Origin of the sequence: Shewanella sp. SR44-4, from assembly GCF_014163715.1 — a bacterium.
In the GTDB taxonomy this organism is placed as follows: Bacteria; Pseudomonadota; Gammaproteobacteria; order Enterobacterales; family Shewanellaceae; genus Shewanella.
The window spans coordinates 195,260-212,479 of sequence record NZ_JACJDU010000002.1 but is presented as its reverse complement, the minus strand read 5'-3'; the positions used below and the strand labels follow the sequence as shown (position 1 = coordinate 212,479).

General features: G+C 43.9%; 16 protein-coding genes. 9 read left to right on the top strand and 7 right to left on the bottom strand.

Annotated elements, in window-relative coordinates:
• The first annotated feature begins 350 nt into the window (after positions 1–350).
• The 4 genes from H5125_RS02225 (at position 351) to H5125_RS02210 (ending at position 4,271) form a co-directional block, all read left to right on the top strand.
• The gene (locus H5125_RS02225; RefSeq protein WP_182743413.1) at positions 351–1,400 is read left to right on the top strand and encodes a hypothetical protein; all 1,050 of its coding nucleotides are present in this window, start codon (positions 351–353) and stop codon (positions 1,398–1,400) included.
• 6 nt (positions 1,401–1,406) lie between these two features.
• On the top strand, positions 1,407–2,462 hold the full coding sequence (locus H5125_RS02220) for a hypothetical protein (RefSeq protein ID WP_182743412.1): 1,056 nt from the start codon (positions 1,407–1,409) through the stop codon (positions 2,460–2,462).
• Positions 2,463–2,739: 277 nt separating this feature from the next.
• Positions 2,740–3,123: a DUF3302 domain-containing protein gene (locus tag H5125_RS02215; protein WP_123778793.1), complete on the top strand. Its 384-nt coding sequence runs from the start codon at positions 2,740–2,742 to the stop codon at positions 3,121–3,123.
• Between the two features lie 2 nt (positions 3,124–3,125).
• Positions 3,126–4,271, top strand: coding sequence for an HlyD family secretion protein (locus H5125_RS02210; protein WP_101084825.1), 1,146 nt, complete (start codon positions 3,126–3,128; stop codon positions 4,269–4,271).
• Between the two features lie 65 nt (positions 4,272–4,336).
• Here H5125_RS02210 and H5125_RS02205 read toward each other — a convergent pair whose 3' ends face one another.
• From H5125_RS02205 to H5125_RS02190, 4 genes are all read right to left on the bottom strand, one after another.
• On the bottom strand, positions 4,337–5,275 hold the full coding sequence (locus tag H5125_RS02205; RefSeq protein ID WP_182743411.1) for a diguanylate cyclase: 939 nt from the start codon (positions 5,273–5,275) through the stop codon (positions 4,337–4,339).
• Between the two features lie 258 nt (positions 5,276–5,533).
• Positions 5,534–7,837, bottom strand: coding sequence for a xanthine dehydrogenase family protein molybdopterin-binding subunit (locus H5125_RS02200; protein WP_182743410.1), 2,304 nt, complete (start codon positions 7,835–7,837; stop codon positions 5,534–5,536).
• The gene (locus H5125_RS02195; RefSeq protein ID WP_101084828.1) at positions 7,821–8,300 is read right to left on the bottom strand and encodes a (2Fe-2S)-binding protein; all 480 of its coding nucleotides are present in this window, start codon (positions 8,298–8,300) and stop codon (positions 7,821–7,823) included. Before H5125_RS02195 ends, H5125_RS02200 begins: the two co-directional genes overlap by 17 nt.
• A 19-nt stretch (positions 8,301–8,319) precedes the next feature.
• On the bottom strand, positions 8,320–9,618 hold the full coding sequence (locus H5125_RS02190) for a cytochrome c (protein ID WP_101084829.1): 1,299 nt from the start codon (positions 9,616–9,618) through the stop codon (positions 8,320–8,322).
• Positions 9,619–10,285: 667 nt separating this feature from the next.
• Between H5125_RS02190 and H5125_RS02185 the strand changes: the two genes are divergently transcribed.
• From H5125_RS02185 to H5125_RS02175, 3 genes are read left to right on the top strand one after another with little or no spacing between them, the layout of a single operon-like run.
• The gene (locus H5125_RS02185; protein ID WP_101084830.1) at positions 10,286–10,603 is read left to right on the top strand and encodes a hypothetical protein; all 318 of its coding nucleotides are present in this window, start codon (positions 10,286–10,288) and stop codon (positions 10,601–10,603) included.
• 2 nt (positions 10,604–10,605) lie between these two features.
• Positions 10,606–10,863 carry a hypothetical protein gene (locus H5125_RS02180; RefSeq protein ID WP_101084831.1) on the top strand — a complete coding sequence of 86 codons (258 nt, stop codon included), beginning with the start codon at positions 10,606–10,608 and terminating at the stop codon, positions 10,861–10,863.
• 35 nt (positions 10,864–10,898) lie between these two features.
• Entirely contained in the window at positions 10,899–12,488 is a 1,590-nt protein-coding gene (locus tag H5125_RS02175; RefSeq protein WP_157822751.1) for a PepSY domain-containing protein, read from the top strand.
• 76 nt (positions 12,489–12,564) lie between these two features.
• Here the strand turns inward: H5125_RS02175 and H5125_RS02170 are convergent, their stop codons facing one another.
• Both H5125_RS02170 and H5125_RS02165 read right to left on the bottom strand, forming a co-directional pair.
• A complete protein-coding gene (locus H5125_RS02170; protein ID WP_101084833.1) occupies positions 12,565–13,260 on the bottom strand; it encodes a pirin family protein in 696 nt (231 codons plus the stop codon).
• 46 nt (positions 13,261–13,306) lie between these two features.
• Positions 13,307–13,750 (bottom strand): DoxX family protein, encoded by a 444-nt coding sequence (locus H5125_RS02165; protein ID WP_101084834.1) that lies wholly within the window; start codon positions 13,748–13,750, stop codon positions 13,307–13,309.
• A 145-nt stretch (positions 13,751–13,895) separates the two neighbouring features.
• Here H5125_RS02165 and H5125_RS02160 point away from each other — a divergent pair, with 145 nt between their 5' ends.
• Complete coding sequence (locus tag H5125_RS02160) at positions 13,896–14,789, top strand: LysR family transcriptional regulator (protein ID WP_162022042.1); 894 nt, start codon at positions 13,896–13,898, stop codon at positions 14,787–14,789.
• A 135-nt stretch (positions 14,790–14,924) separates the two neighbouring features.
• Here the strand turns inward: H5125_RS02160 and H5125_RS02155 are convergent, their stop codons facing one another.
• On the bottom strand, positions 14,925–16,127 hold the full coding sequence (locus H5125_RS02155) for an MFS transporter (protein WP_182743408.1): 1,203 nt from the start codon (positions 16,125–16,127) through the stop codon (positions 14,925–14,927).
• A 192-nt stretch (positions 16,128–16,319) separates the two neighbouring features.
• On the opposite strand from H5125_RS02155, the gene H5125_RS02150 reads away from it, so the two are divergent.
• Positions 16,320–17,201, top strand: a complete 882-nt coding sequence (locus H5125_RS02150; protein ID WP_182743406.1) for a LysR family transcriptional regulator — start codon at positions 16,320–16,322, stop codon at positions 17,199–17,201.
• Positions 17,202–17,220 lie beyond the last annotated feature (19 nt).

Sequence of the window (17,220 nt, the reverse complement as noted above, 5' to 3'; positions counted from 1 at the left end):
ACTCATCGATATCACTCATAAGATAGCCATGCCAATACACGATTAATTTTTTTTACAAGTTTGAGTAATTACTTAAAACATCTGTGTCAAATACCATAACGTCCCATTTGAGTTGTTATTGCCTACCGTTAAATACCGGAATGCTAGTCGGTTTAAATTGTTATCTGTTAATTCAAACACTCGGTCTATTTTGACAATAAATAGGCCGAATTTTTGTGGTTGCATTGTTTTGATTCTGCTCTATGTTGATGTTGGAGTTGTAATAAAAAATCCAATATGAGTAACAAAATAATAAAGTTCTGTTAACAGTGCTGTTGGCGCTGCAGCAGATAAAATAAGAGGACAACCCAATGACAAAATCGATACTTTTACTGTTGGCAGGCTTATTAACTGGCGCAGCTCAAGCAGCCGTTGGTAGCTACCCAGTAGTGTTAGTGCATGGCTTTCAACCGGATAATTTACAAAGTAAGCCGACAGGTACACAGGTAACTGACAATGGTTCAGAGTACTGGGCGCAATATTGGCGTGATCGCGCTGATGCACGCATTGATTGGCCATCGCAAGAGCGTATTGCCAATAAAATAACCAGTCTATATGTGTGGCCTAAATTGCAACAGTTGTCGCGTGAGGGGACATGTGCCAGCGGTTGTGTATTTGTGACCCATTCTACTGGCGATTTAGTGATGCGCTATATTATTGATAACCAAGCGCTATGGTTGCAAAACGCAGGTTTAAAGCCGCTTAATATTGTCGCCACATTTGACTTTTCTGGCGCGGGTGGTGGGGTTGAATTGGCTGATTTGGCGGTTAATGTCGCCAGTGGTTCAGGTTTGATAGATGCAACATTAAAACTAGCTGTGTCGTTATGGTTAGGAGAACTGCCATCGTCATCCAATATTGGGGTATTGAATGATTTACGCGTAAATACTGCACGCCAATTGGCAGCGTTTCCCGAAAGCCGAGTGCCACGTTTACGTTTTGCTGGGGCAGGCTCTGACTTTCTCGGTGTGACAGGGGCATTTTTACCCGGCGAAGATGATGGCGTTGTTGCCAGCCATTCTAGTTGTGGTGCCGCGGCCGTTGGCAGTTACAACAGTTGTTCGCGCAGTGTAGCATTTGATGGCAAGCTCACCTCGACTAATGGCCCGAGCGGATTTATGCCTTATCACTATCCAATGTTGATGAGTGAAGGTTATAGCCATGGTGACACTATTTTAAATAGCGCTAAAGATGATGTGACTTCTGCTAACAGTCGCGCCAGTTATCTCAATGGCGATAGCTTACAATTCAATACCTATGATGAAAAACGTGGCTGGTGGATATTTAGTTCACGTTATAGAGTGGTTAGTAATTCGAATAAAACCAGTATGTCAGCACTTGTGTATCAGGCAGCTAACTAAGCGTATATGAAATATAAAAAAATCGTCATAACGATAACCCTGCTCGCTACGGCAGTAGGGTTTTGGGTTTACACTTCTGAGTCGGCACTTGAGCCACCTCAGAGTGCCGCTGTTATCGAGCAAGATGATACTGCGCCAACCAAGCCGAAAGTGGTAAAACCCATGCCAACTAAAACGATGACCGTGGTTGAAAAGCTTCCACAACCGATCAGCGACAGTTTTCAGCTTATGGCAGAGGCTTATGCTAGCGAACTTGAGTTGCCATCTTACTCAATGCCTTTATCGGTTGATGATACGCACTTACTTAACCCCAATGCTTACATTCCTCAGCCGGTGCAGCTCCAAGATGGAGCCAGTGCCAGCATCGTGTTGCCTAAGTATCGTTTTAGTTTTCCTGAACCAGTGGTTATTAATCTCGACGTTAATGGCTTGCTTGTTGCTGGGGCAAGTGCAGCATTACGTAGTGAGCTTACAAGTGGATCGGAGCCATTCATTCGCGGAACCATGCTAGGTGCCGATGGAAAATGGGCGATACAACTGAATGCTGAAGACGATTGGAATGGTCCAATGGAGGTCAGTGTTACCTTTAGCGCTAAGGGCAAAAAACAAACGTTAAAAACAGGCATAGAATATAGTCATCCTACGGCAACCATAACCGGAGTGGAGGATATCCGCGCTGAAGGCAGTGATATGTTGATACCAGTTAAATTGGATGTTGATCAAGCGGGTTATTATCGTTTACGGGCCAATCTATATACAGCAGATAAGCAGCCGATTGCCTTGCTAACGGGTTCAGACAAGCTGACTGAAGGCTCTGTGGTGCTGGATCTTAAAGCCTATAAAGGGGTGTTAGCGCAATATAAAGGCCCTTATGTTCTGAGTACATTTGTATTGGAGCGCCGCCCTGCAGTACCCGGTGAGTTAACTCAGTACGGCCACAGTGAGGAACCTGCCTACCAGTTAGGTGATTTTGCGGTTGAGTCGTTATCTGATGAGCCATGGCAACCCGATGAGCAAGAAATGCAGCGACTTGAGTTTTTGCAAAAAATGGCAACAGACTAGGGGGTAATCATTGTTGCTTACATTATCTAAAGCCCGCGTTAGCCAATAACGTGGGCTTTTTTATGCATAAATAACGTCAAAGTTGCCATGATTACTGCATTAATTCGTGCAAATAAGTAATGGAGGCAATGACTATAAAATAGATAATCTGCTTAGTTTCTTAGTTGTTGCAACAGTTTCAATGTATTTTTTGTAATCAGTTCTATACTAAAAATAGGTTCATTGTTTATTTAAGTAAAGACACTTTGATGATAATAAATTGAAATTGGGAGCAGATATGTTTTTAGATTATTTTGCGTTAGGGATTATATTTTTTGTCGTGATATTTATTTTTTACGGCATTATTGCGATTCATGATATTCCTTACGAGATTGCGAAAAAACGTAATCATCCACAGCAAGATGCATTGCATATTGCGGGTTGGGTAAGCTTATTTACATTGCATGCCATTTGGCCATTTTTATGGATTTGGGCCACGTTATATCGAGAAGATAGAGGCTGGGGATTTAGTGATTCGAGAAAGCGAGAATTGATACTCGAGGGTGAAGTTAAAGAGCTAATGAATCATGTCACAGCGTTAACGGATCGTTTGTCGCTATTAGAGCAACGTTCTGCTGTCACGACTCCTCCCGTTTCTGATGAACACTCACAAGAGGCCTAAGCATGGACTTACTACTGATACTGACTTATACCGCATTTTGTATCGCAGTTTTTAAAGTATTTAAAATTCCGTTAACCAAATGGACTGTGCCGACAGCTATTCTTGGTGGAATTGTATTAATTGGTACTTTATTAATTTTAATGAATTATAACCATCCCTATTCGAGGTTTGCTCGCGAGTATTTTGTCACTATTCCGATTGTGCCCGCAGTTAAAGGATTGGTTATCGAAGTCAATGTTAAGCCAAATACACCAGTAAAAGAAGGTGAGGTGTTATTTAAAATTGACCCTACACCTTACCTTTCAATGGTTAAGCAAAAACAAGCGGCGCTAAAAGAAGCAGAACTGCAAGTACCACAACTTGAAGCCGCTTTTCAAATAGCGGCAGCTAAAGTTGAACAAGCAACAGCAGATAAAGATCGTACAGAATCAGTCTATCGACGCTATGAAGACGGTCGCAAAAAAGCGGGGCGTAATTCACCGTTTACTGAGCTTGAGCTCGACAATCGTCGCCAATTATACATAGCTTCATCAGCGCAACTAGATGCCGCTTTAGCTGAGGGGCTACGGACTCGTTTGGCATATGAGTCGAATATTGATGGCGTCAATACCAAAGTAGCAGGCCTACAAGCTGAACTCGCTAAGGCTGAATATGACTTACAGCAAACAGTCGTCAGAGCGCCTGCGGATGGTGTAGTGACTCAATTAGCGCTACGAAAAGGCGCTATGGCTGTGCCTTTACCTTTGCGCCCAGCACTGACGTTTATTCCAGATGAGACGAGATATTTTGCTGGCGCTTTTTGGCAAAACTCATTATTACGTCTTAAAGAAGGTGATGAAGCCGAAGTGATAATTGATGCCATGCCTGGACAAGTGTTTAAAGGCAAAGTTGCCAAAATACTCCCAGCTATGGCAGAAGGTGAAATTCAATTTAGCGGAAATTTACAGTCATCGAATAAGTTGTTTCAACGCGGTCGAGTATTGGTGTTGATTGAGCTAGAAGATGACGCAATAAGACAATCATTGCCAGCAGGTGTCGCAGGGCAAGTGGCTATTTATACCGATCATTTTAGCCATGTTGCGGTAATGAGAAAGGTATTATTAAGAATGCAGGGCTGGTTAAATTACTTGTTTACAGAAGGACATTAACCTCGATTTTATGAGCGCCAGGGTTTAAACGTTTTTCTCAATAATGGCGGCAAGATGAAACCAAGTTATACAGTCTGTGCTTGCTGTACTTGGTTTCTGCCGCCGCGTTTGGCGCAATACATAGCCATGTCTGCTCGGCTAAAAAGGTCTTGTATTACCTTGTCTCCGGCGGTTAATGAACTTACGCCAATAGATACGGTAACCTTAATGTTGCTATTTGCTTGAGTGGTATGAAATGAGTGTTTGGCAATATGTTCTCGAATACGCTCAGCAATGATCATAGCACCTTCACCGTCGGTCATCGGTAAGATGATGGTAAACTCCTCACCACCGATTCTGGACAATGAATCTGATTGGCGCAGTAAATCACTGCATATTTGGGCAAACTGTTTAAGTATGCTATCTCCGCCCTCATGACCAAAATTGTCATTAATCACTTTAAAGTAATCGATATCGATAACCAACAAGGATAACTGTTGGTTAAATCTGATCGCTCTGGCACATTCTTGTTTTGCTAATTGGTTATATGAGCGACGATTATGCACCCCAGTTAGTTGATCTGTATTCACTAAACTTTCGATTTGTTGATGTGCTTGTTCTAGTGATGTTTGTGCCTGTTTTAGGTTGGTGATATCTGCGCCCATAATAATGGTGTAACCACTGTCTAAGTTAATCCTGGTCATTTTAAACCAACGCCCATCAGACAGATCTGTTTCATACTGGTTTAGAGCCTTTTCTGAATGCAGTTTATGCAGATTTTCCAGCCATTGTTCAAAATCATCAGTATTGATAATAACGCCTTGCTTAGTTTCCCAAGCGTGGCGTAATAAATCGCCTGATTTTTTGCCAATAGCATCTTCTGTGGTAGTGCCAAAGATGCTGGCGAAGTGCTGATTACAGTAGATAACTTCTTTATCTTGGTTGAGTACACCGAAACAATTTGGAGTGAGTTTTAATGCATCCAAGAGGATGGGCTCTAAATTGACAGGTGGACTTTGCGGCATAGGATACTCAACAATGTGACGATACTTGGGCGTAATTATAAAGGAAAAACGTTACTTTTTGGTAACAAGCTAACCGGTGCTATGACTCTGCTGCTGGATGGACAAAGCTTGTCCACTGTTTTTATTGACGTTTTTAAAATCGAGTAGGGGGAAATAAAATTATTTATCCCTCAGTCTAAAGAATGATAACGATGAGGTGCAGCAAGCATAAAAAAGCCCAGTCATTATCGCTAAGACTGGGCTGTTAAAGCAGATAAATTACGCGTTAGTTAACGCGTTTTTCACGTCGCTAGGCTTCATCGGAATTTTACGTAAACGTACACCGACTGCATTGTAGATTGCATTGGCAATCGCTGGAGCAACAGGGGTTACTGCCGGTTCACCTAATCCAGATGGTGGCATTTTGCTCGGGATAAACTCGATTTTAACTTCTGGAGTTTGGCCTAAGCGCAGCGGGGTATAGGTATCGAAGTTTGAGTCTTTATACTGACCATTAAGCAGTTCAGTACCTTCATACAAGGCCATCGATAATCCCCACAATGCCGCGCCCTGACACTGAGCTTCAGCACCATTAGGGTCAACAATAATACCGGCATCGATGGCAATATAAAGCTTTTGCACATTGACAATACCGTTGCTTTTGTCGACATGAACTTGTACTGCACACGATACCCATGTTGGCATGTCACGCTCTTGACCAAAGGTTGATGCAATGCCAAGCGCTGTGTCTTTGGCTTGCGGAGTGCCCCAGCCAATCATCTCAGCAGCTTTTTTCAATACTGCGGCTTGGCGAGCCGCGCCACCTTCAGCAACGGGTGTGCTACCAGCATTTCGGCCTTCGGCAATGAGCATGTCTAGGCGGAACTGCAATGGATCTTTACCCGCGTGATGGGCAGCTTCATCCATAAAGCTTTCAACTGCCCAGCTTGTCCAACCTGGTCCAACAGAACGTAACCAACCTGGTCTGAAGGTCGCAATGGCCAGATCATTCGATACCGCGCGTACTTTTTGAGCACCAACAGTGTACCAATGGTCTGCTCCGGCAATCGAGAACGGATCATACGGTTCGCCATTGGTGCCTTTAGGCATAAAGCCTGGCGCTAATACTTGAGTTGGCCAACCTGCTGTGGCGTGATGTTCCATTGCGGTAACCGCTTTTTTATCATCAAATGCCATTTTGAGTTGTTGAACTGATGCAGAACGCGCGCTATCAAATAACATGTCTTGTGGACGTATCATCACCATTTTAACCGGTTTACCGCCTAATGCTTTAGAGGTCAACGCCGCAGGAATGGTGTAATCGCCGTTAAGTCTGCGGCCAAAGCCACCGCCTAACATGTAGCTACGAATAACAATGTTTGCTTCTTCTTCGCCTAAGGCTGTGGCTAATACGGGTAGAGTAAGTGATTGCCACTGACAACCTGAATGCACTTCCCATATACCGTCTTGGTTTTTAAATACCAAGGCATTAAGCGGTTCCATTTGCGCATGGAGTACCGTGCTGGTGATATATTCTTCTGCAATGGTACTTTTCGCACTCGCAAATATAGGCCCAGTGTCAGAATTGCCTGTGTCTAAAATACTGCCTTTGGTTTGGTCGCCAAGTAATTGCTTACCATGAGCAATAATGTCTGCTTCAGACACGTTGGCCGTTTTACCTGCATCCCATGTCACCTTTACCAGCTTCGAGGCTTTTTGGGCCGCATTAAAGCTGCTGGCGATAACCATTAACCAACCTGGTACACTGCCACTGGCATCTTCTAGTACGATAGTTTGCTGATAACCCTTTACTGCTTTTGCTGCAGAGTCATCAAACTTAACTACTTTAGAGCCATAACGAGTAGGGGGCAAAATAGGGTTGGCGTACACCATGCCATCAACTTTCGCATCGATACCAAATATGGTTTTACCGTTGGTCTTGTTGGCGATATCAAGAGAGGTCACCTGTTGGCCAACCAGTTTAAGATCGGCATTAGGCTTCAGCGGCAAGGTTTTCAGTTCTTCTTCAGTAAACTGACGCGTTAGGCCCATGGTGACTAATTCACCGTAAGACAGCTCGCCTTTACTTGAGATAACTTTACCGTTACTGGCTTTACAGTCTTTAGCTGCAATACCCCATTTTTTAGCTGCAGCTTCAATTAACGCTGTACGACCCGCAGCACCGGCTTGACGGTAAACCGGCCAACTTTGTGATATAGACCAACTGCCGCCGGTAACCATGTAACCCCAGCGTGGATCACTGTCGACATGGATAATTTCAATATCATCCCATGAGGCTTCCAGTTCATCAGCAAGAATACGAGCAATAGCGGTACCGACATGTTGGCCCATTTCTGAGCGCATAATGTTGACTTTAATTTTGCCGGCAGTATCGATTGAGTACCATAAAGACGGTTCGTAAATGTCACCTTCGCTTGGGAGTACTTTACCGTCAGGGCTAGCAGGATCCATTGCCGCCATCAAATGGCGAGGAAAACCAAAGCTGACACCTACCGCTGTCATGGCAATTAAAAAACCGCGGCGGGTTATACCCACCGATCCACGTTTAGGCAGTCTGCTCATCGTTGCTCTCCTTGATTGCGTTTGCTGCTTCATGAATGGCGCTGCGAATACGAACGTAGGTCATACAACGACATAAATTTCCGCCCATCACAGCGTCAATGTCTTTGTCTGAAGGCTCAGGAATGTCTTTTAGTAGTGCTGCAGCTTGCATAATTTGGCCCGACTGGCAGTAACCACACTGTGGTACCTGCAGTTTTTGCCAAGAAATTTGCAATGGATGATCACCCTTTTCAGAAAGCCCCTCAATCGTAGTGATTTCGGCTCCTTCAACTGACGATATAGGGGTTATACATGAACGTGTAGCTCGGCCGCCAACATGGACGGTACAGGCACCGCAGGTACCAATACCACAACCAAATTTGGTGCCAGTCATGTCCAGTTCATCACGAATAACCCACAGTAGAGGAGTATCACTCTCTACATCGGCAGTCATCGGTTTGCCGTTTAAAATAAATTTTGCCATTGTCACTTCTCCAGTGAAGTTAGTGCTCAAATCGGGGTTGATTACGGATCTCGCCCACTTGTTGTTGTAATTTAGGCCAGGTGTTTTCCCCAGCTGTTTGGCGCAAATAAGCTGCAATTGCGCTAATGTCTTCATCGCTAAGTGCATCACGGAAGCCTGGCATTACAACGCCGCTAATCCCTTGATCGCTGCGCACACCATCCAGTATTACGTTAATCAGGTTAGTTGGATCATTAAGATGTGTTGCCGAACCGATAGTAATTAATGGGCGGCCTTTAACTAATTGGTCGCTGTTGTAGTGGCATGCTTGGCAAGCTGCCGCATATAAACGTGCACCTTCATCAATCCGCAGATCCGGTTGTTGATGTTGTGCCGCTATTGCTGCTTGTAACGTGCTACTTGAGTCTGGATCGTCGGGGTTATTGGTACGGGCAATTTCAGCAAAGTAGCCACTAATGGCTTCTATGTCGCTGTCTGGAAGAGCTGATAAGCCTTTGTGCATAACCGGCGCCATTGGACCTACCGCGCTACCATGGTAAGGCGAGTTACCGGTTGTAAGGTATTCGTAAAAGTCTTGTGCACGCCATGGGATAGGCGAAGTGCTAGTAGAGGTTAACGATGGTGCTATCCAACCATCAATGGCGGCACCTTGGTACATTTGTGCGTACTTTTCGCCGCCCAATGCATTACGTGGAGTATGACATGCACCACAGTGAGCAATACCTTCCGCTAAGTAAGCACCGCGATTCCATTCGGCAGATTGCTGGCTGTTGACCTCAAAAGATTGGGTATCAGCAAACAGCAGTTTCCAACCCGCTTGAAACCAGCGGATGTTGAGTGGAAACGGAATGCCGTTGTCTTTTTTTGCTTGGTTAACCGCCGGAACTGACGTCATGATGTAAGCATAAATCGCGTTAATGTCATCGTCGGTCATTTTATTAAAGTGTTCATAAGGGAACGCAGGCAATAAATGATGTCCATCGCGGCTCACACCCGTGCGCATGGCGCGAGCAAAAGCAGCTTGAGACCAGCTACCAATACCGGTTTCGACATCTGGAGTGATGTTACTTGAATAAATGGTGCCAAAGTCAGTATGCATTTCATAGTTACCAGCATAAGGAGTGCCACCTGGCGGTGTATGACAAGTACTGCAATAGCCTGCAGAAGCAAGCATTTTACCTTGTTCGATAACGTGTGGAGAATAATCTGTTTGAGTTGATTCGACGGGATCAATTGCAGGGTGCCAAGCATATATACTGAATATAGCTAGTCCAACAATAGCTGCGCCACATACGCTGTAAACGATGCGCTTTAGCATATTACATTGCCTTATTTTAAATAAAAAATGAGATAGAGAAGGGAATATTTCATCTGACATTCCCTGTTCGACTTTGTATTATTATTGTGATTGGTCAAATATTAATCCTAAGCAAGGGATGGCCCTTTGTCCAGCATTGATATTGACGGATCTTTTACTGTATTAGAATAAAATAATACAGCACTGTGCAGACGAGTAACATGAGGATTGTTAAATAAATAGCTTTAGTTAATCCACTGTTAATCCAGAGTTTTCAAGGTTGCTACTATGTTGCGTTAATCTTAGTGATCTATGATTAAAATGAGCGCCAATGCCAGATTCATAAAGTGTTGGATACATTAATGAAAAAGTGGTTATTAGCCATTAAGGCTTATGTCGATGTTTATCGACTACTTGCTCATCGGTGATCAGCTTATTTCATCGGCAAACAGCTATTTAATATTGTGGTTGTTTGCCTCGACGATTGTTTTCCCTCGATATGATTGTTGACCATGATAATTTCCATAACCATGATTAAGCCACAATATATCGTTACAGCGCTGTTAGAGCACATTCAAACTGCTATTTCTAAAGGCTTGAGCACAATCAACTTGTATTTGGCAAAGATATTCTGGATAATTAATGCAAATCATTATCATTTGCGTTAAATGGCCGGAGATCGAAATAGATGGAACTTGTCAGTGTAGCTTCTTTATGGCTTGGTTGCTTGTTTGCCTATTTGGCATCTGACAAACAGCAGCTTGTTAGTTTACCTTTTCCCAAATTACTGGCTTGGTGCTTATGCGGTTTAGCGGTGTTATTTGCAGTGTGGGGGTTTAGCCATACTTACAGTGTATTCGTCGCCAGTTTAGTGGTGCTGATTTGCATGATGACCATGTGGATACTACTGGTGCTGGTGGCCTCGCACTATAAAGGTCGTAGCATCTGGGTCAGTTCGCTAGGCTTTGCGTTGTTTGTCAGTATCCTCCTTGTTGGGGTTAAATAACCATGTGGCCTAAATCTATTGCTGCATTTTTATGGGGGTTATTACTGGCAATCAGTTTAATGCTCATTGTTTTTCGAATATTACCGGCTGCTGTAGATGTAAAACTATTCGTTGGGCTAATGCTGGGTTTTTGTGTGTGGGTTGGGGTGATGACATTTTGTTATAGCCGCAACAGCGCAAAAGCGGCGAGTGTCGTGTGCGCCAAATGGCTTGTGGCCAGTAGTCTTATCAATACGTTGTTATTTTATTCGCAAAACTAACTATTTTTTTTCAAACCTAAGTCATGAATAACTCAATGAAATCTGATTCTCCGGTACAGCACAAAGTCATTAAAAATCTCATCGAAGCCCACAGTTGGCTTGGGTTAATTATTTCACCTTTACTGTTTTTGGTATTTTGGGCTGGCGCGGTGACCTTGTTTCACGATGAAATCGCCCAGTGGGCCATTACGCCTCATCATCCAGTCGATAATACCCAAGCAGATATTTCTTTAGCGAAACTGGTACAGCAAAAGTTTGCTGAATACCCAGTAGATCAAGCTGGCCGTTTTCGAATAAATATGCCGACTGAGCTAGTACCTTATTATATTTTTTACTTCGATGTGTTTGGAGATGCTCCGCAATCGGACCGCCAGTCGATGGCGATATTGGTCGATCCTAAAAGCGGCGAAACCGTAGCGGGCAAAGATGACTTTTACTTATCGCAATTTATGTACCGTCTGCATTACAACCTCGATCTACCCGGTGGCAGTTATCTTATTGGTGTCGTGACGCTGATTTTTCTATTTGCACTCGTGTCTGGCATTTTTATCCATGCGCGTAAATTACTGAAACATTTCTTTTTGTATCGCGTTGATAAACAGCGCCGGGATAAATTACTCGATCTCCATACCGTAGTAGGGGTGATGACACTGCCTTTTACCTTGATGTATGCCCTAAGCGGCTTGATCCTTAACTTGGCCATAGTGTTTCAGCTGGCTTTTGTGGTGTTTATTTATCAGGGCGATCGACAAGCATTGTTTAACGATGCCGGTCTTAACCGTAGCAGCGAACCGCGAAGTGAAACGTCACTGGATATGAGCAATGCGTTTACTTTAATTGAACACACTACACAGCAATCGAATTTTGAGTTACGTAATATTATTTTCCACCATTACGGTGCTGAAAATGCCTTAGTACAAGTGCGTGGTACCGATACGGTTAATTTTGCTCAACGAGATGAAGTGACCTATCGGGTGCAGGATGGCACTGTGATGGATAAGGTTAATGCCGATAACTACAATGTGTTCCGCCAGGGTAGAGATGTACTAGTGACATTGCATTTTAGTAACTTTGCCGGCTTAGACATCCGTATTTTGTACTTTATTTTGGCGATGGCTATTAGTGCCATGATTGTTACCGGCAATATGTTATGGATAAATAAGCGCAGCGCTCAGCGCCAGTCTTCACCGCGCAGTATTGCTATCGTAACCGCAATGACGATTGGTGGCTGTGGTGGCATTATTGTGGCGACAGCAGTTGGATTTTTGTGTGAACGACTATTACCTGCAACCTTATCTGGACGAGGTGAATGGTTAGTGGGGTGTTTTGTAACGTCACTATTGCTCGTTATGTTGTGCAGTATAAAAGTGACCGATATTAAGCGTCATATCAGCCAGCTACTTTTGCTCACCAGTAGTATATTAGCCATTACAATTTTGGCAGATTGGTTGTTGTTTTCTGAGCAAATAATAGCGTTATGGCAAAGCGGTTATCATGGTGTCATCGGGATCCAAGTTGGCATGATGCTGGTAACGGCAGTGTGTTTATGGACTGTCAGTAAGTTAGGCGTATTACCTCGGTCGCAACCAGCCATGGCAAAAAACGTTACTCCTGCTAATGGATAATGGAATGGGTATAAAGTTGAAGCTATTAAGCCTGTGAAGGAACACTATCACAGGCTTAATCATCAACTAACCTCATCTAGGGTAAATCAAAAATCAGTGCAGTTGCTTGAGTGTCCGATGGATTAACTAAGGTCACCGTGGTCATGTCGGTGAGTTTAGCGCCATCACCTATTTTTAGCTGTTGATCTTCAATATTGAGCTCGCCAGCGACTTGATGAACATACACTTTACGGTCAGTCGCAATCTGATAGGTTATTTCAGATTTAGGCGCCAAAATCAGTTGTGACAATGTCGCATTTTGCTTGATTTGCAAGGTTCCGTTTTCACCCGTTGGCGTAGCAATCGTGGTTAGTCCTACTGCTTGACCAAAGTTTTTTTGTTGATATCCTGGTGTATTACCTAAAGCATTTGGCTGGATCCAAATTTGTAAAAACTTCAGTGGCTCTGTGGCGGATGCGTTGTACTCACTGTGAGTAATACCACTGCCAGCAGACATTAATTGGAACTCACCTGCAGGCAACACTTCAACATTGCCTTCACTGTCTTTATGGGCGATAGAGCCTTCAAGTACGTAGCTGATAATTTCCATGTCACGGTGGCCGTGAGTGGCAAATCCGGCACCAGGAGTGACACTGTCGTCATTGATCACTCGCAGTGCTGAAAAGCCCATGTGTTGTGGATCATAGTAGCTGCCAAATGAAAAACTGTGTTTGCTGTTTAACCAACCAAAGTTGGCTATTCCGCGCTCGCTTGCATGACGTAAGGTAATCATAATGTTACTCCTATCGTTTAAATGAATAAGTGATCAGTACGGAAAATTAAGACAGTTTGCTTACAATGGCTTTATCTAGCGCGACTTTGCCTGAACCTGATAGTGCAAGTGACACACTGGCAGCCAATAGTGCTAACGCAAATTCATAACCGTTGTTTGCCATAAATAAACCGTTGCTAATATGTACGCTAGCAATGGCGATAATCATGGTGAATGCTAATACAACCGCTGCTGGACGAGTCAATAAACCCAATAAGATGAACAGTCCGCCAACCAATTCAGCGCTACCGGCTAAGAAAGCCATTAACACGCCGGGCTCAATCCCAATCGATGCCATCCACTGTCCTGTACCTTCAAGGCCATAACCGCCAAACCAACCAAACAGTTTTTGCCCGCCATGAGCCATAAAAATAATCCCAACAGGTAAGCGTAATGCCAAAGTGCTAAAACCTGCAGTAGAGTTCGTGATGCGTTTAACGAGTGCTTTCATGGTATATATCCTCAATAAATTTAAACATTAATTGTTTCTAGTGAGCCTGTCTCACTGGTTGATAAGAAGTATATTGAGACTTGATTGAATAAAAAATCGGAATAAACTGACGTAAAGGTTCAAATTATTTGAATATGGAGAGTTGATGCAAAATCCGATTACTATTGACGCATTACGTGCCCTAGATGCGATTGAACGTAAGGGCAGCTTTGCTGCTGCAGCGGCATCGTTATATCGAGTACCGTCAGCGCTGACTTACACCATCAAAAAACTTGAAGATGATATGGGTACGGCGTTATTTGACCGCACAAAGCAAAAAGCACAACTGACGCCAGCAGGTAAAATTGTGTTAGAGCAAGGGCGGCAGATTTTGTTAGCCACCAATCGGTTGGTTGATTCTGTGCAGCAATTAGAATCTGGCTGGGAAACCGAAATACGGTTATCACGCGACACGGTCATCCCCCAGGGGACGTTGTTTCAATTAATTGAACAATTTAATCAGCTAGAACACTCGGTCGACATTAGTGTCGATGTTGAAGCCGTCGGTGGTGGTTGGGATGCATTGCACAGCCGACGCGCCGATATTGTGATTGGTGCGTCTGGTGAGTTACCAAGAGGTGTATTTCAAACCCATAAAATAGGCGAAATTGAATTTGTATTTGCCGTAGCGCCATATCATCCATTGGCGTTTGTTGATGGCGTATTAGAAGCCGACAAACTAACTGACTATGCTTCGGTGGTGGTCGCCGATACATCACAACTTTTACCTACTCGCAGTAGTGGCCTTTTTAAAAGCAAACAAGTGATTAAAGTTAACACCATGGAAACCAAGATAGCAGCACAGTTACAAGGACTAGGTATTGGTTTTGTACCCAGACACATGGTGCAATGCTACTTTGATAGTGGTGAGTTGATTGAAAAAATGTGTTCAATTCCAAGACCAAATCAAAGTTTGTACATTGCTTGGCATAAAGATCATCAAGGCCGTGCATTTGACTGGTTTGTGGAGCATTTACCTAAAGCCGATTGGGGTTTATAACATCTGAATGTGAGCACAATGATAGCGACCAATGTGAGATCGCAGATACGAGCTCACATTGGTGCTTATCGATCCCATCGTGATGTTGAATATCAGCGTTGATGTCGTTGCTTAACTATTTTTTTTACTATTCGGTTAACTACTCGCTTGAATACTCACTTGAGCATTCTTGCTAGCGTTAGTTTTCTTGTCTAGTGAGCCACTGAAACGTGTTAATGCTAGGGCAATAACCACAATCACCGCACCAACCCAAGGTGTATGCATTAGGCCAGCGTTAGCCACAATCAGCCCGCCACCCCAAGACCCAAGTGCAATACCGACATTAAAAGCGGCAATATTTAATCCTGAAGCCACATCAACGGCGTCGGGTGTGTACTTCTGTGCAAGTGAAACTACGTAAACTTGTAGCCCTGGTACATTACCAAATGCAAACGCGCCCCAGACCAAAATGGTGATCACAGCGGCAATAGGGTTAACCGCAGTAAAGTTAAATATCACTAATATGGTCGCAAGACCGCTGAAAATAATACTTAACGCTTTAATTGGGCCCATTTTATCGGCCATTTTTCCGCCCCAAATATTACCAATAGCGACCGATACCCCGTACACCAACATGATTAAGCCAATAGATTGAGATTTAAAACCAGACACTTGCTCTAAAATGGGAGCTAAAAAAGTAAAGGCCGTGAATGTGCCGCCATAACCTAATGCGGTAATGGCATAGACCAGTAATAACCGTGGTTGAGTGAGTACTTTTAATTGCGATGATAATTTTGCCGCGGGTGGCTGAGGTAAATTATTAGGAACCAACAAGCTACTGCCTATCAAGGCTACAAACCCAAGAATTGCGACAGTTAAAAAAGTGGCTTGCCAGCCAAAGGTTTGGCCAATGTAGGTGCCCAAAGGGACGCCTGTCACTAAGGCTACAGTTAACCCCGTAAACATAATGGCAATCGCACTGGCGGCTTTTTCTTTGGGTACTAACCCAGTGGCAATGGTTGAGCCAATAGAGAAAAATACTCCGTGGGCTAACCCAGTGATAATGCGTGCAGCGATTAAGGTTTCGTAACCGGGCGCTTGCCAAGCCAATAGATTACCCGCAACAAATAAACTCATTACCGCCAGCAATACGTGTTTGCGATTCCATTTACCGGTTAATGCGGTGAGTACAGGTGCGCCAATGGCGACACCTAATGCGTAAAGACTGACCAATAAGCCAGCCGATGGTAATGATACGTTCAGATCTTGTGCCATTGTGGGGATTAATCCCACAATGACAAATTCGGTGGTTCCAATAGCAAAGGCGCTAAGCGTCAATGCGAGTAAAGCTAACGGCATAATGTGTTCCTCTTAGGTTGTCGCTAGGATTTACCGTCGCGATAAATGTGTCAGTCAGTTGATGGGCGTCATTATTGATTAGATTTACGTTGTTAAAAACAGTATGTTTAGCAAATGACTTTTGCTATAAATGCAATAAAAAATGATGTTAGAGCGACTCTTTAGATCGACACAGCACAAGATGAGGTATGCATGCTTACGCGTTCAGATGATTTAGATATATTGCTGATGGTGGTCGATAGTGGCGGGTTTTCTGCGGCGGCCGACGCACTCAATATTCAGGTTGCACGAGTGTCACGTGCGGTAAGTAAAATAGAGCAACAGCTCGGGGTCACCATTCTCAATCGTACCACTCGGCGTGTTGAGTTAACCGATGAAGGCCGCCAATTTGTCGAATCTGTTCGGGGTGGATTACAACAATTACAACGCGCAGAAGATGAACTCGTACGTCGTGGTGAACTACCACAAGGACGTTTGCGTGTGGACGCGGCAAGTCCGTTTGTGTTTCATCAATTAGTGCCTTTGATGAAAGATTTTCGCGCCGCTTATCCAGACATTGAATTAGCATTGACCTCGAACGAGGGCTATGTCGATTTACTTGAAAAGCGTACCGATGTGGCCATTAGAATCGGTAAGCTGGCAGACTCAACCTTGCATGCTCGACCATTAGGTAAAAGTGCCTTACATATTGTTGCCTCCGCTGAGTATTTAGCGCGTAGAGGTGTGCCACAAAAAGTGTCTGATTTGGCTTGCCACGAGTTACTTGGGTTTACCGAACCTAAAATATTGAATCACTGGCCGCTAAAAGGTTACGATGTTATTACCCCTACCATCAGCACCAGCAATGGAGAAACCTTGCGTCAACTAGCACTGGCAGGTAATGGCATTGCGTGTCTTTCAGGTTTTATGATTAATGATGATCTCGCGGCGGGTCGGTTAGTGCCCATACTTCAGTCGGAGAAGTTTACTCACATAGAACGTGAACAAGTGAATGCGGTGTATTACAAATCGTCTATTGTGGCGCGACGTATTTCTGCATTTATTGAGTTTATTCAACCAAGATTAACCTTATAACTAAGGGCTCAATTTAATC